We start from the raw sequence: 18,602 nt of genomic DNA on the forward strand, positions 1-18,602 counted from the left end.
TAAATAAAAATCTTCCTTATGAAAATGGTTCTGTGTTAGTTGATGGATAGCCTTTGTCTTTTACTTCTTTTATGTTTCTTCTTTCAATAATCAACTTATGGTTCATAATTATGATTAGTTTTATCAAATATTCCTCAAATATAAATAAATATATAATCAGCCTTAAAAAAATGTTAAAAAAATAAAATAATGCTTAGTGGCAAATGCGATAAATCATGTTTTTTGTTCTCAAAAAAAAAGTGGAACGTTAATGCTGGTTTTTCGTCGTCTGTTTTTAAGGGAGATTATTGTCGTGTATTCCGTTTTTGTTCAGGGAAAGATTGAGAACCCGCATTGCTATTTTATTGTTAATGATTTTTTGAAATCAGGTATTGGTGTTTTGAAAGAGGTGAAATGTGTGGGGTGGGTGTTGTTCGTGTGGCTGTTTTTGTTTTGATGTTTCAGTCTCTTTCTATTGATTTGATTGAAGGAAGAGCTTGTTTTATTTGCGCTTTAAAATTCTTGTTGCTGAAAATAGAAAACGGGAATTTTTTTTTTTTTTTTTGATGGCGTGGTGTGATGCCGAGTGTATAATAAAAATACCGGGGATTTTACCCCGGTATTTTCATCTGCGCAACTTATGAGTTAGCGTTATCGTAATTCAATTTTATGTTTAGCTCACTTTTAATTTTTTGTAAAGACAAAATCAAAAGCTCCCCAACTTCCTTGGTCGATACCGATAGTGAATGTCATTGTATAGGTTCCGTCGCAGGTGTTGAGTTCTCCAAATCCCTGATAGTTGTATCCTGTATATGGCAACCCCCATGGGGCAACATCAGGAGCTAGTACTGATTTTTCGGCAATAATTGAAAAGTTATCTTCATTTACTACCATTTTAAGAGAACCTGTTTCGTTAAGTCCTTCGATGGCAGCCAGGCCGGATACATATAAAATGAATTCATTTTCCGGATCTGAAGTGATGGTAACATTGCCGTCAAGTCCCCAGCCTTCGCTTACCGCATGGAAGCTGCCCGTTGCAATATTAACATCATATCCGCAAACTACTCCTGCTCTAAATGCTGCAGAAGAGAAATAGGATTCGCTTCCCTGGACGGTTATTAATTCTATTGTGATGACATCTGCTGCTTTGATGGACATTAATTCCATTCCCATTTTTGAAGCTACTTCCGATAAAGGTAAGTTAACAACCGACGGGAAGCTGCTTAATCTGGCAACCTCAGTCCTTTTGTTGTCTCCGTTGTAGGAGGCAACTACAATAACTTCGCTTATACGTGAGTCTTCTGCTCCAACTGTAAATTGAATAAATGTATTTTCCAGATCGTTGGAGTCGTATACGGCCGGTTTCAAATCCTTTATTTCCGGGATTACCCCTTTGTCGCGAGGACCTGCAGGGTCTTCGACCTTTGTTTCACAAGAAGCAAAGGCGAGAGCCAGAATAGCGATAAGTCCAAATATTTTAATTTTTTTCATATCTCTTTAAATTAATTTTTGATTGTACCTTTTTTACTACCTGGTGCCACCAGCCCACCATACCTTTTCGCTGTAAATATATTCGCCGTTTCCGTATGCGTTTCGTACGTTTTCGTTGGTGGTTACATCGCTGTTTCCGTAGGTGAATCTCTGCGGAAACTGATTTGCTGCATTCTTTGGGTTGTCTAACTTTATTACATTGTTTCCCATTGCAGTAAGACGGCGGTAGTCGCAGTATGCCTCCACGGCTTCTTCTTCAAAAAACGCGATGTATTTCTGGTTCATTACTTCAGAAAGTGGATTTATTCCGAACTTGGGCAAAACCTCATCGGTAAAGTAAGTTTCCGCATCTTCTTCGGTAAGTCCAATGTTGTCTTTTTGGAACGCAGCGATAAGTGCATTTTTTAGTGCATCTTCTGCTTCGTCTAGTTTGTTTAACCTTACGTAGGCTTCGGCTTTCAGGAATTCAATCTCGTGGTAACTCATCAAATACGTGGGTGCTGTTGAATTGCTAATTGCTGAAACGGCGTAAGTTCCCTGAACCTGAACCGGTGTTCCGTTAGGGGCAAACATGAATTCATCGCCTTTCGGGTTGATTTTCCAAAATATTTCATCCCTAGGATCGTTTCTGTCAGCCAGTTTTTCGTGTAGACTGTTGCTGGCACCAAAATAGTCTCTGTCTGTGAAGAACTTGAAAAATGGACTAATTGAAGTGCTTCCATTGTAATTGAACTGGGCTTGTTCGTCGCTCGATTTAAAAGAGTTGTCTGCAAAGCTAATTACGTCATTGTATGCAGGAGTTTTTAGAGATAATCGCATTGCGTAACGTGCTTTTAATCCATATGCAAATTTCTGCCACATTTCAATGTCTCCTTCGTAAATAAAATCCTGGGTTCCTAGCGCGGCAAAATCGCTTTCTTTTCCAAAGTTTGCAATTGCGTCATCAAGCAATCTTTTTACTTCTGTGTAAATCGATTCCTGGCTGTCAAGGATGGGTTTATAAATGATGCCTGGCTGGAGTGCTTCGGTCCATGGTACATCGCCCATTAAATCGGTAAGAGTGGCCAGGTTATGGGCTGTAAGAACTTGTGCAATTCCTAATGTGTGGTAATTTCCTTCTTCAGCGCCACCCTCGGAACATTTATCGATAATGATTTTTAAATTGTATAAATTCTGATAAATCGAATTCCATGAATTATTGTAAGTGGTAGCGCTTGTAGGTTCACCAGACCGGATTTCTGCGTTATAGCTTTGGTTCCAGATGCCCACATTGTGTTCAATGTATACTGAAGCATAAAATGCCAAATCGCTTCCGGTAATGCTGAATGCAGAAGTTACTATCGCGTCGGTTATGATTAGGTGAGAACCCACATCGGTAGGATCGTTGACATTTTTGTTGATGTCATCCATGATATCTTCTGAACACGACCAGGCTCCAAAAAACAGCAGGCTGGTCAACAGAATATTTAATATCTTTCTCATAATTTTTACTTTTTAAAATTAGAATGTTATATCAAAGCCAAATCCATAGCTGGTGGTTTGCGGCAACGAAAACCGTTCAAAAGAGCCACCCATATTATTGTTCCCCTGAGAAGTTTCCGGATCCAGATTGCGTAAAGCAGTCCAAAGCAATATGTTTCTTGAGTAAAGAGAAACTCCAACGTTCAGTGTTTTGTATATCGGTTTGGCAAATTTGTATCTCAAAGACAATTCGCGCAATTTGACGAATGAGTTCTCGTGAATGTAGTATTCATCGATGTTGGAAAGTACATTGGTGTATAGATCCTGCAATGCGTCGGGATCAGTTGCTCCACCTCTGACGATGTCATTCGGTGTTCCGTCTGGTTTCACACCTTTAAAAATAAATGTAGATTGCCTGTCTTCAGTGACTTTTGATACTCCGTAAAGGTCGATTAGTCCGTTGGAGCCTGAGTACATTTCGCCGCCGTTCTTCCATTCAAAAACAGCACTTAACGAAACGTTTTTGTAAGAGAAGGTGTTGGTGGCTCCCAAAATGAAATCGGGAGAAACTTCTCCGATTACGCCAGGTTCTCCTGTTTTTGGCATACCATGATTCCATGCTCCCGGATTGTCTTCAACGATAATATTACCGGCATCGTCCTTTGCAAAAGATACCCCGTATATTACAGGATAGGTATTCCCGATGCCTGCTCGAACCTGGGGTGTTACAAAACCACCAAGGAAGATGCTTTCAACGCCTTCGGCCAATTCAATTACGTTGTTTTTAACAGAAGCAAAATTGAAGCTCATGTCCCACTGGAAGTCTCTGGTTCTAACAGGGGTGATGTACATCATAATTTCGTGAGATTCAGTTTTAACTGCCCCGCCGTTCATTACGAGGGATGAAGCACCGGTTGAGCCGGCAAGCGGAACTGCGAAAATCTGATCTGTAACTTCCTGTTGTGAATATGTGTAGTCGATGCCGAACCTGTTGTTGAAAAATTTCAAATCTGCACCCAGTTCGTATGACTGTGTGTTCTGTGGTTTTAGATTCGGGTCGTATTGTGTGGTATTCGGTACATAAGAATTTATGCCTTCGATGGGGTATTGTACAGGATCTGAAAGCCAGAACCCACCACCGTAGGAAGGTGTGGCGTAATAGTTTTGATAATAGCGCCCGGCTTGTCCTACTTCTGCGTAGGATGCTCTGATTTTTGCAAATGAAAGCCATTCCGCATTTTTAACAGATTCCAGTTCTGTTAATACAAATCCTAGAGATACTGAAGGGTAAAAGAAAGAACGATTTCCACGCGGCATTTGCGAAACAATATCGTTTCTTCCTGTTGCATTCAAAAACAGCATCGATCTCCAGGAGAAAGATAAACTGCCAAATACGCCTACGTCGCGGTAAGAGTTTTGGGATTCATTTCCGGTAACGATATTGGCATTTCCAATGTGGTTCCAGCCGCCAAAATTGAAATCAGTACCTGTTTGGCTATAGGTTTTGGATGTGCTGTGATTGAGTTCGTTACCCAGCATGGCGTTGAATTCCATTTCGTCGTTGATGATCCAGTCGAAATTGGCTGTTGCGGTTGAGTTGAACAAGGCGTAAGTAGTTCCGTAATTGTCAATTACACCTTTTGAGTTTCCGCGGCTTCCATAACCGAAAATATCCTGAAGATGTGTTGTGTATGTATCTGTACCTGCCTGGTAGCGCAAGCTAAGGTTCATTCCGTCGCTCAGGGTTGTAATGAAATTAACATAGCCATTCCCAAAGAAACGTTCGTTTTTTTCGTTAAAAGTATTGTTGTCGGGAATCCAATATGAGTTGTCGAATGAGCCTCCACGAAAATATATCTGTCTGTAGGGGTTTCCCGGATAATGATATGGGGTTCCTTTTAGGTCGTAGCTGCGTGGGGCAGCAAGTACACCTGTTAATGAACCGTCGTTAGCACCGGATAGTTTGTCAATATTACTTTTGGAATAGTTAGCGCTATAACCTACTTTGAAATTCTTATTCAGATTTCTTTCGCCTGCAGCTTTGGCGTTATAGCGTGTCATTCCGGTAGATAAAGCAATCCCGCTTTGATCGGTGACGCTAAGTCCTAATGCGAAATTTCCTTCCTTGGTGGCCTGTGATACATTTATATTATTCGAATTTGTGTATCCTGTTTGAAAATAGTCATCCCAGCTGTTATAAACCTGAGGGGTTTTCCATGGATTCAGGCCCGCCTGAGCTAGCTGTGGTACGTAAAATTTTCCTTCTTGTTTTCCCCACTCTGCAGTGTATTGGTTGTCTGTGTTACCGCCTCGTGCAGGATCGTTGGGAAGCTCGCTGATTTTTGGTCCCCAGGAAAAAGAAGCAGTAGGCGAATACACTCCGTAACTGCCCTGAGCCCATGTTGTTTGGTAGTCTGGAGTGCGAGAAACCACGTCGAAACTGCTATTGTGGTTAATTGTAACAACCGGTTTCCCGACTGCCATTCCGCGGCCGCTTTTTGTTGTTATTAAAATTACGCCGTTTGAGGCGCGAATTCCGTAAAGTGCGGCGGCTGACTGGCCTTTGAGAATGTCGATGCTCTCAATGTCTGCCGGATTAATATCTAAGGCGCGGTTGGCAACATCTGCTCCTGTGACACTGCTTCCGGTAGAGTACGGGGAAGTTGATGCGATGGGCATGCCATCTACAACATAAAGAGGGGTGTTGTTTCCGGTAAACGATCGGGCTCCCCTGATTACTAATTGTGATGATGCACCCGGCATGCCGCTTGATGGTTTAATGTCTACTCCGGCAATTTTTCCTTGCATTGCTCCGAGTAGATTGGAGTTGCCGGTGCGCACCAGGTCTTCTTCTGCTATTGCTTGGACGGAGTATCCGAGGGCTTTTTTGTCTTTTCTGATACCTAATGCAGTAACAACAACCTCATCAACCCCGATTGATTGTGGTTGAAGTACAACGTTGATGACTGCTCTTCCGTTGATGGCGACATCTTGTGTTGACATTCCTACAAATGAAAACACCAGAACCTGGGCACTTTCAGGAACCTGAAGTGAGTAATTACCGTCTATGTCGGTGACGGACCCGAGGGTGGTTCCTTGTACCAGAATCGAAACTCCCGGGATTGGCATGTCGTCCTCGCCCGAGGTTACCTTGCCGGTAATTATCCTCGTTTGAGCGTTGACTGCCGAAAGTCCCATGAAAAGGAGAATCGAGAAATAAAACGCAATCTTTTTCATAGAAATAGTTTTAAGTTATTAATTAAACAGCTAAAAATTAAGTTCTTCTTTTTGTTGTTGCTTTTATCATTTCTCCCCAAAAATGATTGTCCTGTAAGTTGTTTGTGTGAAAAAGTGTTCGTAAAACCCGGTAGTTGTTAAAATCTCCCGGTAAGTGAATCCCTCTAAATAAAATCGACTTTCGTAAACTGAGCTGAAACTGATTTTTTTTATTTGTTATTCGAATTAGAAAGTTTTAAAAAGCCAGGAGGATATGTAAAATCTATGAAGGGTAATTGTAAAAATAAGAAGAGTGAGTTCCTCCTGGCTTGAAATACTTTCTAGATATTTTCTAAATTTTTCTAATTATTAAATTAATGTTAAATAGAGGTGCTTTCTGCGCAAATAGCTCCGTTTGGCCGCGAAATGATCTTTTTATCTTTTATCATATCTGTGTTTGTTCTTATAAAATTAAGTTTATATTCCATAATTATAGTTAATTTTAATAAAAAACAATGTTGCTATAAATAAAATTGTAAGAAGCATTAATTTTTTGTTAAAAAACATTAAACACAAATTTTAAAAAAAGAATTGAATAAAAAAAGAAAAATATTTCTTTTCGTCGGTAAAAAAAACAAGAGTTGTGCTGCTTGAAAGCTAGAGGATGTGTCTTAGTTCGTTTAACAGGCAAACTGAATATGCCTGAGGTGTTTGTATTTTTTTTTCAATAAGTTTTGTTTCCAGATTATCGCCTGAGGGGTTCAGCCAGACCGCGTCAATTCCGTATCTGAGTGCGCCGATAATGTCTGTTTGAAAATCGTCCCCAATCATCAGGCTTGATTTTTTGGGTGCGTTGGATGATTTTATCGCATGCTCAAATATTCCGGGTAGCGGCTTCGGGCATTTTACGTTTTCGGAGATATAAATTTTAGAGAAGTATTTGCTTAGTCCGGTTTGTTCGGTTTTTTTTAACTGAACCTCGCTGAATCCGTTGGTGATAATTGCTAGATTGTAGCTTTTTGCTTTTAGGTAGTCGAGTAGTTCAATTGCTCCGCTTACCAGTCTTTTTTGCAGCGGCATTTCTGTGAGATAGAACGAGCTCATTTCATCGGGAGCGATGCCGGACAATAACAGCTCGTCAAACGTCAATTGAAATCGTAATAATTTTAAGTCTCTTTTTATTACGTTTCCTTTTCTGTATTCACTCCAGAGATGGTCGTTGTGTTTTGAATAGACCCGAAAGAAGTCCTCAAAATCAACGCCTTGTTTTTCAAGATGAAAATGAGAGAAGGTATTTTGCATTGCATAAAAAGAATTCTTTTCAAAATCCCAGAGGGTGTTATCCAGATCGAAAAACAGGTGAGTATATTTTTTTTTCAGCATAAAATATGTCTCAGACTTTCAGAAAAGAAATATTCTTTTTTCGTGCGCTGTTGAGTCGATTTAATTTTCTTGTTGCTCCTTTGATTTTTTTGTGTGGCCTTCCACAACAATCACAATTTCCCCCTTGGGTTGGTTTTCAGTATAATATTGTTCGAGTTCGGCAACAGTTCCTCTTTTTACTTCTTCGAAAAATTTTGAAAGCTCCCGGCAAACGCATGCATTGCGGTCTTCTCCAAAAAAATCTGCAAATTGCCCGAGCGCTTTTACCAATCGAAAAGGTGATTCGTAAAAAACAATGGTACGCGTTTCATCAACAAGCTCTTTCAGACGTTTTTGTCTGCCCTTTTTTTGTGGTAAAAAGCCCTCGAACACAAACCTTTCTGTGGGCAAGCCCGAAACGGCAAGTGCCGGAATTAATGCTGTTGCCCCCGGCAGGCATTCCACGCGGATGTCTTTTTCGGCGCACGCCCGCACGAGCAGAAATCCGGGGTCTGAAATTCCCGGAGTGCCGGCATCTGAAATTAGTGCCACGGTGTTTCCTTCTTCCAGCCTGGAAATTACCATTCCAAGGGTTTTGTGCTCGTTGAATTTGTGGTGCGGAATCAGTTTTTTCTCAATGCCGAGGTGGCTCATTAATTTGAAAGAAACACGGGTGTCTTCTGCCAGAATAACATCAGCATCTTTTAACGTGTTAATGGCGCGCAGCGTAATATCGTCGAGGTTTCCAATGGGGGTGGGAACCAAAATTAATTTACCGGAGTCAGTCATTTGAGAATCTACGTTTTACCAGGTTTACAAATTTGAGGCTGGTTTCGTTCTTTTTCCATTTAAAATTGGTGCGCAGGTATTCTACCGCCTCTTTTCCGTTTTGTCTGGAGTCGAGCGTTTTTACCGCTTCCTGAAATTTTTGACTGTCGCCGTCAAACAATTCACGGATATACTGAAATCGGTCGTTAATGCCAATGGCAGACTGAATGCTGCTTACCGGGCGGTTCGATAATTTGAACTCAAGATTGGCATGGTCGGGAATTATGTCATTCAGCGATTTTCCTTTCAGAAAGCTGTCGCCCAACCTCGAAATCACTTCCTTCTTTTCAATGTCGTCTTCCAGTACGTCGTCATCGTCGTCTTCTATGTCGTTTGTGCGTGCAGAAATTTTTGCTTCTTCCGGAACTGCTATTTCCGGAGTCTCCGGTTTTTGTTCTTTTTTTTCCTCTTTTTGAACTGTGGTTTCAATTTCAGTTTCCTGTTGAGCCGATTCTGGTTGCATCGGTTTGCTTACCTGGATTTGTTCTGTAATTTCTTTTTCGGTTTCTGCTTTTGTTTCAGAAATTTCTATTTCAGAAACTTCTGTTTCGACCTGTTTTTCAGGCTCTTTTTTTTCTGCGCTCGCAGTTGGTTGGAGTTCAGTATGCGCTGCTTCGTCTCGTTTGTCGAGCAGTTGTAACAGCTGCAAAATTCCTTTGGCGCGAGTGTGGACAAATTCCATTTCAAGGTCGTCGAACTGCCTGTTTGCTTTTATTTCCGCAATCAGATCTTCCAGTTCAAACATATCCTTTATTAATATTTTTATGAGTTTTTTATTTTCCATTTCTTTGCCCGGCTATTCTTATTTTTAAAGATTAATTTTGTAAAAGTACTAATTTTAATTTCTTATTCATCGAACGCTAAATGTTTATTGAAAGAGATGTAAACAGCCATAAAAAACAGGGGAGTATTGAGGTGGTAACCGGCTCCATGTTTTCAGGAAAAACGGAAGAATTGATTCGCCGTTTGAAGCGGGCTAAATTCGCAAAACAGAAAGTTGAAATATATAAACCTGCAATTGATGTGCGTTATTCCGAAACAGAAGTGGTGTCGCATGACGAGAATGCCATTCGTTCTACTCCGGTTGAGAATTCTGCAAATATTTTACTCCTGTCAGGGAATGTAGATGTGGTTGGAATTGACGAAGCGCAGTTTTTCGATAAAGGACTGACAGACGTAGTTGTAAAGCTGGCCAATATGGGTGTGCGAGTAATTGTTGCTGGGTTGGACATGAATTTTAAAGGCGAACCGTTTGGCCCCATGCCGGAAATTATGTCTGTGGCCGACTACGTATCAAAAGTACACGCCATTTGCATGCGTTGCGGCAGTATTGCCCAGTTTTCGCACCGTACCTCCGAAAAAGAACAAGTAGTGTTGCTGGGCGAGAAAGAAGTGTACGAACCCCTCTGCCGCAGTTGCTATTTAAAAACAAAAAAAGCACAATGACAAAACTTTCTATAAAAGAAGCCGCAGAAATTGTTCATGGAAAACTTTTTCTGCCGGACGCATTTTCTGCGTTAAAAATTAAACACATTGTAACCGATAGTCGCACCTTTTTTGGAGACGACGACAATCTGTTTTTTGCATTAAAAGGGCCGCGGAACAACGGTCACGAATACATTACTGAACTGCAAAACAGAGGAATTAAAGCTTTTGTGGTTTCTGAATCTGAAGTTGTTTCCGGCAAAGCTGCTTTTATATTGGTGAAAGACACCACCAAAGCACTGCAAAAACTGGCAGCTCACAATCGCGCCGGGTTTCATTATCCGGTTGTCGGAATTACCGGAAGTAACGGAAAAACCATTGTAAAAGAGTGGTTGTACGAGTTGCTTTCTGAAGAGTTTAGAATTGTACACAGCCCCAAAAGTTACAACTCGCAGGTTGGGGTGCCACTCTCTGTTTTGTTGATGGAGAACAATTACACGCTGGGCATTTTTGAAGCAGGAATTTCACAGCCCGGAGAAATGGATAAACTGGCCCCGGTTATTTCTCCCGAGGTTGGCATTTTAACCAATATTGGTGATGCCCATCAGGAAAATTTTCAATCGAAACAGCAAAAAACAGCGGAAAAACTGAAATTGTTCCGAAACTCAAAAAAACTGATTTTTTGTTCCGATGACGAAAATACAGCCGGCCTTGTAAGGGAGTTTTGTATACAATATAATATAGATCCGGTAAGCTGGTCGATGAAAAACCGCGATGCGTTTGCCTGTTTCAGTAAAACTGCAGAAAATGGAACAACACGGCTGAAAGCTTCTGTTAATGGAGAGTCCGCTGAATTTGATGTTCCGTTTACCGATGATTCTTCCATTGAAAATGTTTGTCACTGTTTTGCTGCGGTGTGGACACTCTCAAAGCATCCGGAAAAAATACTGCCCCGCTTTAGTCAGCTTGCTCCGGTTGCCATGCGCCTCGAAATAAAAAGAGGCATCAATAATTGCCTGTTAATTAACGACTATTACAATTCTGATTTGGCATCGTTGTCCATTGCTCTTTCGGTATTGCATCATCAGGCGCAAAAAAGCCATCTCAAAAAAGTTGTTGTTCTTTCTGATATCCGGCAGACCGGACTTCCCTCAGGCGAACTTTACAGACAGGTAAATCAGCTTTTGGAACAATGGAAAGTCAGCCAACTGATTGGCGTCGGAAAAGAAATTTCTGCACATCCCGAACTTTTCTCCGCAGAAAAGAAGTTTTTCCTGTCGACCAAAGCTTTCGAAAAAAGTTTTATGCGGAATGATTTTAAAAATTCTGCTGTTTTGATAAAAGGAGCTCGCACGTTTACCTTCGAAAAAATTTCTGATTTGTTGCAGAAAAAAGCGCATCAAACCGTGCTCGAAATTAATTTGAATGCACTCATTAACAATCTTAATGTTTTTAGGAGCAGGCTCAATCCGGCAACAAAAATAACGGCAATGGTAAAAGCATTTTCTTATGGAAGCGGAGATGTGGAAATTGCCAAATTGTTGCAGTTTCAGAATGTGGATTACCTGGCTGTTGCCGTGGCCGACGAGGGGGTGGATCTCCGTCAGGCAGGAGTTCAAACTCCGGTAGTTGTGATGAATCCTGAAAAGCACAGCTTTCAGAATATGATTGACTTCAGGCTGGAACCCAACATTTACAGCAAGGATTTAATGAAAGCTTTTGAGAAAGCTGTTGCCGAAAATGCGCTTACAGCATTTCCTGTTCATATAAAACTGGATACCGGAATGAACCGGCTGGGGTTTAAAACCGCAGAAGAAGTAGAAGAGGTGGTTGCATTTTTGCAAAAAACAGATCGGCTGAAAGTTGCTTCAACTTTTTCGCATCTGGCTGCCTGCGACGACCCGCAAATGGATGCATTTACACAACAACAGTTTAGTCGTTTTGAAATGCTCTCGCGCATAATAACCGAAGGTTTTCCGTACAAAATAATCAGGCACATATTAAATTCTGCAGGGATTGAGCGCTTTCCCGAAAAACAGTTTGAAATGGCGCGGCTGGGAATCGGCCTTTACGGTATTTCTTTAACCAACCTGCCTTTGCAAACTATCAGTACGTTTAAAAGTATTATTTCGCAGGTGAAAAAATTAAAACCCGGAGAAACGGTTGGCTACAATTGCAGAGGAAAAATTACGTCTGATGCTGAAATTGCCATAGTTCCTGTGGGATATGCCGACGGAATGGATCGGAAACTCGGAAACGGAAACGGGGAAGCTTTTGTGAAAGGGAAACGCGTTCCGGTAATCGGGAATATTTGTATGGACATGCTTATGCTGGATGTAACCGGACTGGAGGTTCAGCCCGGTAACGAGGTGGAATTTTTTGGCCAGAACATATCAATCCTCGAAGTCGCAGAAAAAGTAGGAACTATTCCATACGAAATATTAACGGGGATTTCGCAACGGGTGAAGAGGATATATATTCACGAATAATCAGCCCAGCTTGCTGATTCTGTCCAGTCTGTTGGAATCGAGAATTTTGATTTTCCTTCCGTCGATGGCAATCACTTTTTCGTTGGCAAAAGTTGAAAGGGTACGAATGGCGTTTGATGTTGTCATGTTCGACAAATTGGCAATATCCTCACGCGAAAGGTACACTTTCAACGTGGTTCCATCGTGCTCAAATCCATATTTGTCCTTCAGTAAAAGTAAGGACTCTGCCAGTCTTCCGCGAATATGTTTTTGTGTTAAAGTAACCGTGCGGGCATTTGAAAAGCCCAGTTCCTTCGAAAGTTTACGGATGATATTTAATGAAAAATGATTGTTCTTTAATGCTTTGTTCAGTACAAAATCGGGACTGATGGTACAAATCATCGATTCTTCGATGGTAACTGCCGAGGCAATGTGGTTTTCTTCGGCAAACAGGGCCCGGTACCCAATTATTCCAAGTGGCCGGGCCATTCGGATAATTTGTTCCCGACCTCCAACTCCTTCTTTAAAAATTTTTACTTTGCCACTTACGAGCATCATAAAACCGGTTGGTCTGTCTCCTTCTTTAAAAACAAACTCATTTTTTTTGTAGTGAGCCAGCGAAATGTGTTGCTCCAGCTCTTCTTTTTCTTCCCGGTTCAACAGACAAAAAATGGAGTTTGGATTGTCAAGAATATCTTTAATTCCCATCTCTGAATTTAACATATATGCCTTATAACATGTTTTACAGCATCAAAGTTATAAATTTTAAGAAATACGCCTTCAATTTTCGCTTTTATTTTGTACTCAGACTGCTTCTGTCGGGTTTTCCGGGCTCATTTTCTTTTTATTCTCAACCAACATTGCCGGAATGCAGAAAAACGGTTGATAAGGCAAAATATTCGTTATTTAAAATCCCGGGACGGAAATAGTTCACCTTGCACAGCTTTTTCTGAAAATTGTTTTTCATTTTCTATTGAGCTGTTTTGTTTGTCGCTTCCGGTTTTTTTCATGGCCCCAATATTACGTCCTTCTGTTTCCATTCTCATCAAATTATTCAGGTTGAAGCAAGCGTTAGCCACCACGTGAATTACTTCGCCTTCTATTTGTAATTTTCCGGACACCATAAGCAGTCGCGATTGCAGAATTACCTTGCGGTATTTTTCGAAAGTGTTGCCCCAAACTACCAGGTTTGCAAAACCGGTTTCGTCTTCGATGGTGATAAATAATACTCCTTTTGCTGTTCCGGGGCGCTGCCGGACGGTAATTAATCCACATACTTTTACAGCCTGGCCGTTTTTCATTTTTTTTAGCGCAGAAGCCGGCACAATTTGCAGGTTCTCCAATTGTTGCCGAAGAAAACTAACCGGATGGGCTTTTAACGATAATGCAGTGCTGTGATAATCTTGTATTACGTGTTCGCTGTCTGTCATTGCGGGCAGCTCAACAATTTGTTCTTTGGGCAAAGGCGTTCCGGTGAACATGCCGGTAGGATGATCGTACAATGCCGATACTTCCCATAATGCCTGCCGGCGGTCGAGGCCTACAGAACGGAAAGCATCGGCATCGGCAAGTCGCTCAAGCGATGAGGCGGAGACTCCGGCGTCCAGCAGGTTGTTCACATTTTTGTATGGCGTAATCCGGCCGGATACCAACGCCTGCATGTCGTCTTCGCGAATTCCTTTTACCTGTCTGAACCCTAGTCGCATTGCGCAGTAGTAGCCGTTTTTTTCTTCGAGGGTGTTGTCCCAATGCGAAAAATTGATGTCAACAGGGCGGACGATAACTCCATGTTTTCGTGCATCTGTAACAATTTGTGCCGGTTGGTAAAACCCCATGGGCTGACTGTTGAGCAAAGCTGCCGAAAATACATCCGGGTAATAACACTTTATCCACGAAGAAATATAAACCAGCAGCGCAAAACTGGCGGCGTGGCTTTCCGGAAATCCGTAACTCCCAAATCCTTCTATCTGTCGGAACACGCGTTCTGCAAATTCCTGCTTGTACCCTTTTTTTATCATTCCACCAATTAACTTGTCACGGTACCAGCTCACTTTTCCTTTGGATTTGAATGTAGCCATACTCCGGCGAAGTCCGTCGGCTTCGGCAGGGGTAAATCCGGCAGCAACAATGGCAATTTCCATGGCCTGCTCCTGAAACAACGGAACCCCCAAGGTGCGCCCAAGAATGGCCTCCAGCTCTTTCGACGGAAAATTTACCGGTTCTTCGCCATTGCGTCGTTTTAAATACGGGTGCACCATGTCGCCCTGAATGGGGCCGGGACGCACAATGGCCACTTCAATTACCAGGTCGTAAAAATTGCGGGGCTTCAGTCGCGGCAGCATCGACATTTGTGCCCGGCTTTCAATCTGAAATACGCCCAGAGTGTCGGCGTGTCCAATCATTTCATAAACTTTCGGGTCGTCCTGCGGAATGTTGGCCAGAGTCAGGTTCAGGTTGTAATGCTGCTTTGCCAGATCGAAAGCTTTTCGAATACAGGTAAGCATCCCCAGCGCCAATACGTCAACTTTCATAAACCCCAGCGCCTCAATGTCGTCTTTGTTCCATTCGATGCAGGTTCTGTTTTCCATGCGTGCGTTTAGAACGGGGCACAGTTCGTGCAGTTTTCCGCGTGTAATTACAAAGCCGCCTGTGTGCTGCCCCAGTTGCCGCGGAAACCCGATGTATTGCATGGTTAGTTCCAGTGTTTTTCGCAGGTGCGGATCGTTGGCGTTGAACCCTGCTGCCAGCAATTTTTTGCCTTCGAACCACTCTTCTGTAAACTCCCAGCCGGATTTTGAAAGTACGTTAATGGCATCAGTCGAAAGTCCCATGGCTTTTCCCACATCGCGCACAGCACCCTTCCAGTGTACTTCGGTAACGGTGGCAACAATTCCTGCCCGATCGCGCCCGTATTTTTTGTAGATGTACTGCATGATTTCTTCCCGGCGTTCATGTTCAAAATCCACATCAATGTCTGGTGGTTCGTTGCGCTCGTCGCTCATAAAACGGGCAAATAGCAGTTTAAATTTAGACGGGTTGACAGACGTAATTCCCAAACAGTAGCAAACTACCGAATTGGCAGCTGAACCACGCCCCTGACAGAGAATGCCCCGCGACCGGGCTTCCCGTACATAATCGTACACCGTCAGAAAATAGGACGCGTAATCTTTTCTTGAGATGAATTCCAGTTCCATTTCAATGGTTTCCTTTACTTTTTGTGGAATGGCGCCGTTAAAACGTTCGTTGGCTCCTTTCCAGGTAAGATGCACCAGTTCTTCGGTAGGGGTTCGTCCTTTGCTGGTAATTTCTTCGGGATAGAGGTATTTTAGTTCATCTAAAGAAAAATGACAGGCATCTGCTATTTCGCAGGCATGGCGAATTGCTTCGGGGTATTGCCGGAAAAGCCGTTGCATTTCCCTGCCTGATTTCAGATGGCGCTCAGCATTCTGGCAAAGTCTGAACCCGGCAGACTGAATTGTGCATTTTTCCCGGATGCAGGTTAGTACATCCTGCAACTCGCGGCGTTCCGGGGTGTGGTAATGCACATTGTTGGTTGCCGCCAGAGGAATTCCCAGTTGGGCAAGCCGAAATAGTTTTTTCTGGTCGTCGCCCTGGTACGAAAAACTTGCAGCAAGGTACAGGTTGTTTCCGAGCACTTCTTTGTATTCTTTTAGCGCGGTAATAATTTCAGGTTGAACATTTAAATCAGGATTAAGCGATGTTGGGGGAACTGCAATAAACTTTATTCCGCTCGCGTGGTTGAAAACATCGGCCCGGTAAATGTGGCATTGCCCTTTTTCTGCCCGGAGGTTGCCCTCGGTTAATAATGCCGATAAATTGGCATAAGCAGCCTGCGTTGTCGGGTAAGCCAGCAAACTTGGCCCGTCCAGTAAATAGAGGCGACAGGCGGGAATAAAACGAATATTTTTTCCGCGGGCTGCCACGTGGGCGCGGACAATTCCGGCAAGGGTATTTCTATCTGTAATGGCAATGGCTTTGTGCCCCAGTTCAGCGGCGCGTTCAACCAGTTCTTCGGGGTGGGAGCCACCTCTTAAAAAGGTGAAGTTTGATGTTACCTGTAACTCTGCATACTGCATTTGAAAAGTAGTTTGGATTAAACAAAAAAACCATGCAGAAACCATTGCGGCCTGTCTTTGTCGTACAGCCCCAACCGGAAAAGCCAGTAGCGTGCACCGTCTTCTGATTCAACACGATAATAGTCTCTTGGCGGGCCACTCTGGAGCCACCATTCCTGTTCTATTCGTTCCGGACCATCTGCCCGGCTGACCGAAATAATTTCCCCATTGTAAATAAAATGTAACGGCGGGTAATCGGGCAATGCACCCATTACTTCCACCGGCTCTGGTTTAGGCAACAGTAGGAGAGGGCGTGGTTTGTTGGTACGCCATTGGGTTTCGGGCTGTTCTTCCAGCGAAATTACTTCTTTTACCGAACGTTCAGGCCAGTAATGTTCCTGTGGCAGGTAGCGGTGGATGGCTTGCGCGCCCAGCTTTCCGGCAATATTGTCGAGCAGCTCGGCAATTGCCGTTTGGTTATTGCTTCTTATGCTCCATAACGTTTCCTGAGATTCGCTGACATCTTCGACCAGCGCGGCTTCGAGGGTAAACAATTCTATTCCAAGTGCCGGCTCCAGTTCTGGTATTTTTAATTCGAAAAGTTTGAACAGATGTGTTACATGGCGAGAGGCCCGGTTGGTGCCAATGCTGATTTGTACAATTTCTCCATCGATGCGGTACCCTTTAAAAATGCCGGTTCGCATGCCTTTCCCTTCCCTGAAAAATCGTTCACACAGTGTTTCGAGCAGTCGCTCCAGCGCAATTTTAATGCCTTTTGCCGTTCGGATGGGCTCGGGGCAGGGGAGTCGTTCCAGGTAAACCGGCGTAGGTTGAACCGAGATTAGCTGTTCTCTTTCTGTTCCCAGCGCCTGTCCTAATTTTGAAAGTAAGTTGGTGCCAAAGCGCCGGCGCAGGTTGGTGTGCGGAATGGAAATGAGTTGGCTGATTTGCCTGAATCCGAGTTTGTTCAGGCGCTGAAGAGTGTTTTTTTCTAACCGCAATGCTGCCGGAGGAAGGGAAAGAAGAGCCTCTTGTTGTTGCCCCGGTTTTACAATAAGCTGGCTCCCGTAGCGAGATACAGCCCAGGCTGCACCGATGGTGTCGGCAATGGCAGCACGCACTGAGTAACCGCCTCTGAATAACCGTTTGGTTATGGTTTTAATGTAAGGGAGTTCTCCTCCCCAAAGGTGCGCACATCCGGAAATGTTGAGCACCAAGCCGTCAGGTAAATCGGTGGCAACAACCGGAGTGTAACGGAAGCACCATTCTGCCAGATTATTCAGCAGCTTTTTGTCTGCTTCTGGTTCTGACGGAAAAACGGCCACTTCGGGAAAGATGGCACGCACATCGGCCAGCACCATGCCGGATGTAATTCCTTCTTTTTGCAAGGCCGGGTTTACTGCCCTGACTACCACTCGCCCGTGTTCGGGGGCATGCAGCAAGAACGGTTTACTCCGGAGTTCCGGATTGATTTTAGCCATTCTGTCGGTTGCCAGCCATTGAAACCAGATATACAGATATCGTTTATGCATATTTAGGCTTTTGAGGGATTGAAGAGGAAGCATGATTGCTTTGTTTTTGACTAGCAACGGGAGTGAATTTTCCGTTTTGCCACTCGAACTGCCAGACTCCAGGGCGGCCGCCGTGAATTTTTTCCAGCTCTACTTCCACGCGAGGAAATCCAACGCCGGGAAGTCCGTTGTTTGCCCGGCTCGGGAGTGGCCTTATTTTCCAGCGCGAAATGCAGGCCAAAGCGCCTTTTGTGAGAGGCCGAATACGATGCAGAAAACCGGTTGCCCCACTGTTCTCAACAGCAAGTTGCAGGCGGCGTGATTCGGCAAAACTCACTTCACGCAATTCGGCCACAACCACCGACAAGGCTTTGTTTTTTAGACCTTGTTCCATTGCCCAAAGCACTTCTTTGGGGTGTTTTACATCAATAAAAATAACCCGGTGTGGTTTGATGTTAAAAAAGCTGAGTGCAGGAGGGAATATTTGGCGTTTGGGGCTAATCCACAAACAGAAGCCGTCTCTGCCCATAAATGTACTTACCAAAAATGAAAGAAATCCACTTGCTGCAGCGGCACAGCTTTCGGTAGTGCTAACAAATTCGTGAATTGTTCCAACCGGGAACGCCCCTCCGGGAAAAGCTTCGTTTACCGACCCCAGGCCAAAATCGCCAAGCCGGTTGTCTTGCTTTTTGCTGAGCCCCTCCATTAAAAGAATCTTCTTTTTCAGCTGATTAATAACTTCTTTCTTTTTCGCAATTTCTCCCATAACTCAAAAATATTCTTAA

At 43.3% G+C, this 18,602-nt stretch carries 12 protein-coding genes; 2 read left to right on the forward strand and 10 right to left on the reverse strand.

Going from position 1 to position 18,602, the window contains the following annotated elements; all coding sequences use genetic code 11:
- Nucleotides 1-663: 663 nt before the first annotated feature.
- From BUB08_RS04115 to BUB08_RS04140, 6 genes are all read right to left on the reverse strand, one after another.
- The gene (locus BUB08_RS04115) at nucleotides 664-1,470 is read right to left on the reverse strand and encodes a hypothetical protein (RefSeq protein ID WP_072999203.1); all 807 of its coding nucleotides are present in this window, start codon (nucleotides 1,468-1,470) and stop codon (nucleotides 664-666) included.
- Between the two features lie 36 nt (nucleotides 1,471-1,506).
- Nucleotides 1,507-2,952 (reverse strand): SusD/RagB family nutrient-binding outer membrane lipoprotein, encoded by a 1,446-nt coding sequence (locus tag BUB08_RS04120; RefSeq protein ID WP_072999204.1) that lies wholly within the window; start codon nucleotides 2,950-2,952, stop codon nucleotides 1,507-1,509.
- Between the two features lie 18 nt (nucleotides 2,953-2,970).
- The gene (locus BUB08_RS04125) at nucleotides 2,971-6,168 is read right to left on the reverse strand and encodes a SusC/RagA family TonB-linked outer membrane protein (protein ID WP_072999206.1); all 3,198 of its coding nucleotides are present in this window, start codon (nucleotides 6,166-6,168) and stop codon (nucleotides 2,971-2,973) included.
- A 636-nt stretch (nucleotides 6,169-6,804) separates the two neighbouring features.
- Nucleotides 6,805-7,530 (reverse strand): YjjG family noncanonical pyrimidine nucleotidase, encoded by a 726-nt coding sequence (locus BUB08_RS04130; RefSeq protein WP_072999208.1) that lies wholly within the window; start codon nucleotides 7,528-7,530, stop codon nucleotides 6,805-6,807.
- Nucleotides 7,531-7,590: 60 nt separating this feature from the next.
- Complete coding sequence (gene rsmI, locus BUB08_RS04135; protein ID WP_072999210.1) at nucleotides 7,591-8,298, reverse strand: 16S rRNA (cytidine(1402)-2'-O)-methyltransferase; 708 nt, start codon at nucleotides 8,296-8,298, stop codon at nucleotides 7,591-7,593.
- Nucleotides 8,291-9,121 carry a hypothetical protein gene (locus tag BUB08_RS04140; RefSeq protein ID WP_072999211.1) on the reverse strand — a complete coding sequence of 277 codons (831 nt, stop codon included), beginning with the start codon at nucleotides 9,119-9,121 and terminating at the stop codon, nucleotides 8,291-8,293. The genes rsmI and BUB08_RS04140 overlap by 8 nt, the downstream gene beginning before the upstream one ends.
- Nucleotides 9,122-9,201: 80 nt before the next feature.
- Here BUB08_RS04140 and BUB08_RS04145 point away from each other — a divergent pair, with 80 nt between their 5' ends.
- Both BUB08_RS04145 and BUB08_RS04150 read left to right on the forward strand, forming a co-directional pair.
- Nucleotides 9,202-9,783, forward strand: a complete 582-nt coding sequence (locus BUB08_RS04145; protein WP_072999213.1) for a thymidine kinase — start codon at nucleotides 9,202-9,204, stop codon at nucleotides 9,781-9,783.
- Nucleotides 9,780-12,251, forward strand: coding sequence for a bifunctional UDP-N-acetylmuramoyl-tripeptide:D-alanyl-D-alanine ligase/alanine racemase (locus tag BUB08_RS04150; protein WP_072999215.1), 2,472 nt, complete (start codon nucleotides 9,780-9,782; stop codon nucleotides 12,249-12,251). Before BUB08_RS04145 ends, BUB08_RS04150 begins: the two co-directional genes overlap by 4 nt.
- Here the strand turns inward: BUB08_RS04150 and BUB08_RS04155 are convergent, their stop codons facing one another.
- From BUB08_RS04155 to BUB08_RS04175, 4 genes are all read right to left on the reverse strand, one after another.
- Nucleotides 12,252-12,938 (reverse strand): Crp/Fnr family transcriptional regulator, encoded by a 687-nt coding sequence (locus BUB08_RS04155; protein ID WP_245820169.1) that lies wholly within the window; start codon nucleotides 12,936-12,938, stop codon nucleotides 12,252-12,254. It abuts the gene before it with no gap.
- A 194-nt stretch (nucleotides 12,939-13,132) separates the two neighbouring features.
- A complete protein-coding gene (locus tag BUB08_RS04165) occupies nucleotides 13,133-16,327 on the reverse strand; it encodes an error-prone DNA polymerase (protein ID WP_072999848.1) in 3,195 nt (1,064 codons plus the stop codon).
- A 17-nt stretch (nucleotides 16,328-16,344) separates the two neighbouring features.
- Nucleotides 16,345-17,838, reverse strand: a complete 1,494-nt coding sequence (locus BUB08_RS04170) for a Y-family DNA polymerase (protein ID WP_072999220.1) — start codon at nucleotides 17,836-17,838, stop codon at nucleotides 16,345-16,347.
- Nucleotides 17,831-18,583: an ImuA family protein gene (locus BUB08_RS04175; protein ID WP_072999222.1), complete on the reverse strand. Its 753-nt coding sequence runs from the start codon at nucleotides 18,581-18,583 to the stop codon at nucleotides 17,831-17,833. The genes BUB08_RS04170 and BUB08_RS04175 overlap by 8 nt, the downstream gene beginning before the upstream one ends.
- Nucleotides 18,584-18,602 lie beyond the last annotated feature (19 nt).

The sequence above is a fragment of the Mariniphaga anaerophila genome, assembly GCF_900129025.1.
Classification (GTDB): Bacteria; Bacteroidota; Bacteroidia; order Bacteroidales; family Prolixibacteraceae; genus Mariniphaga; species Mariniphaga anaerophila.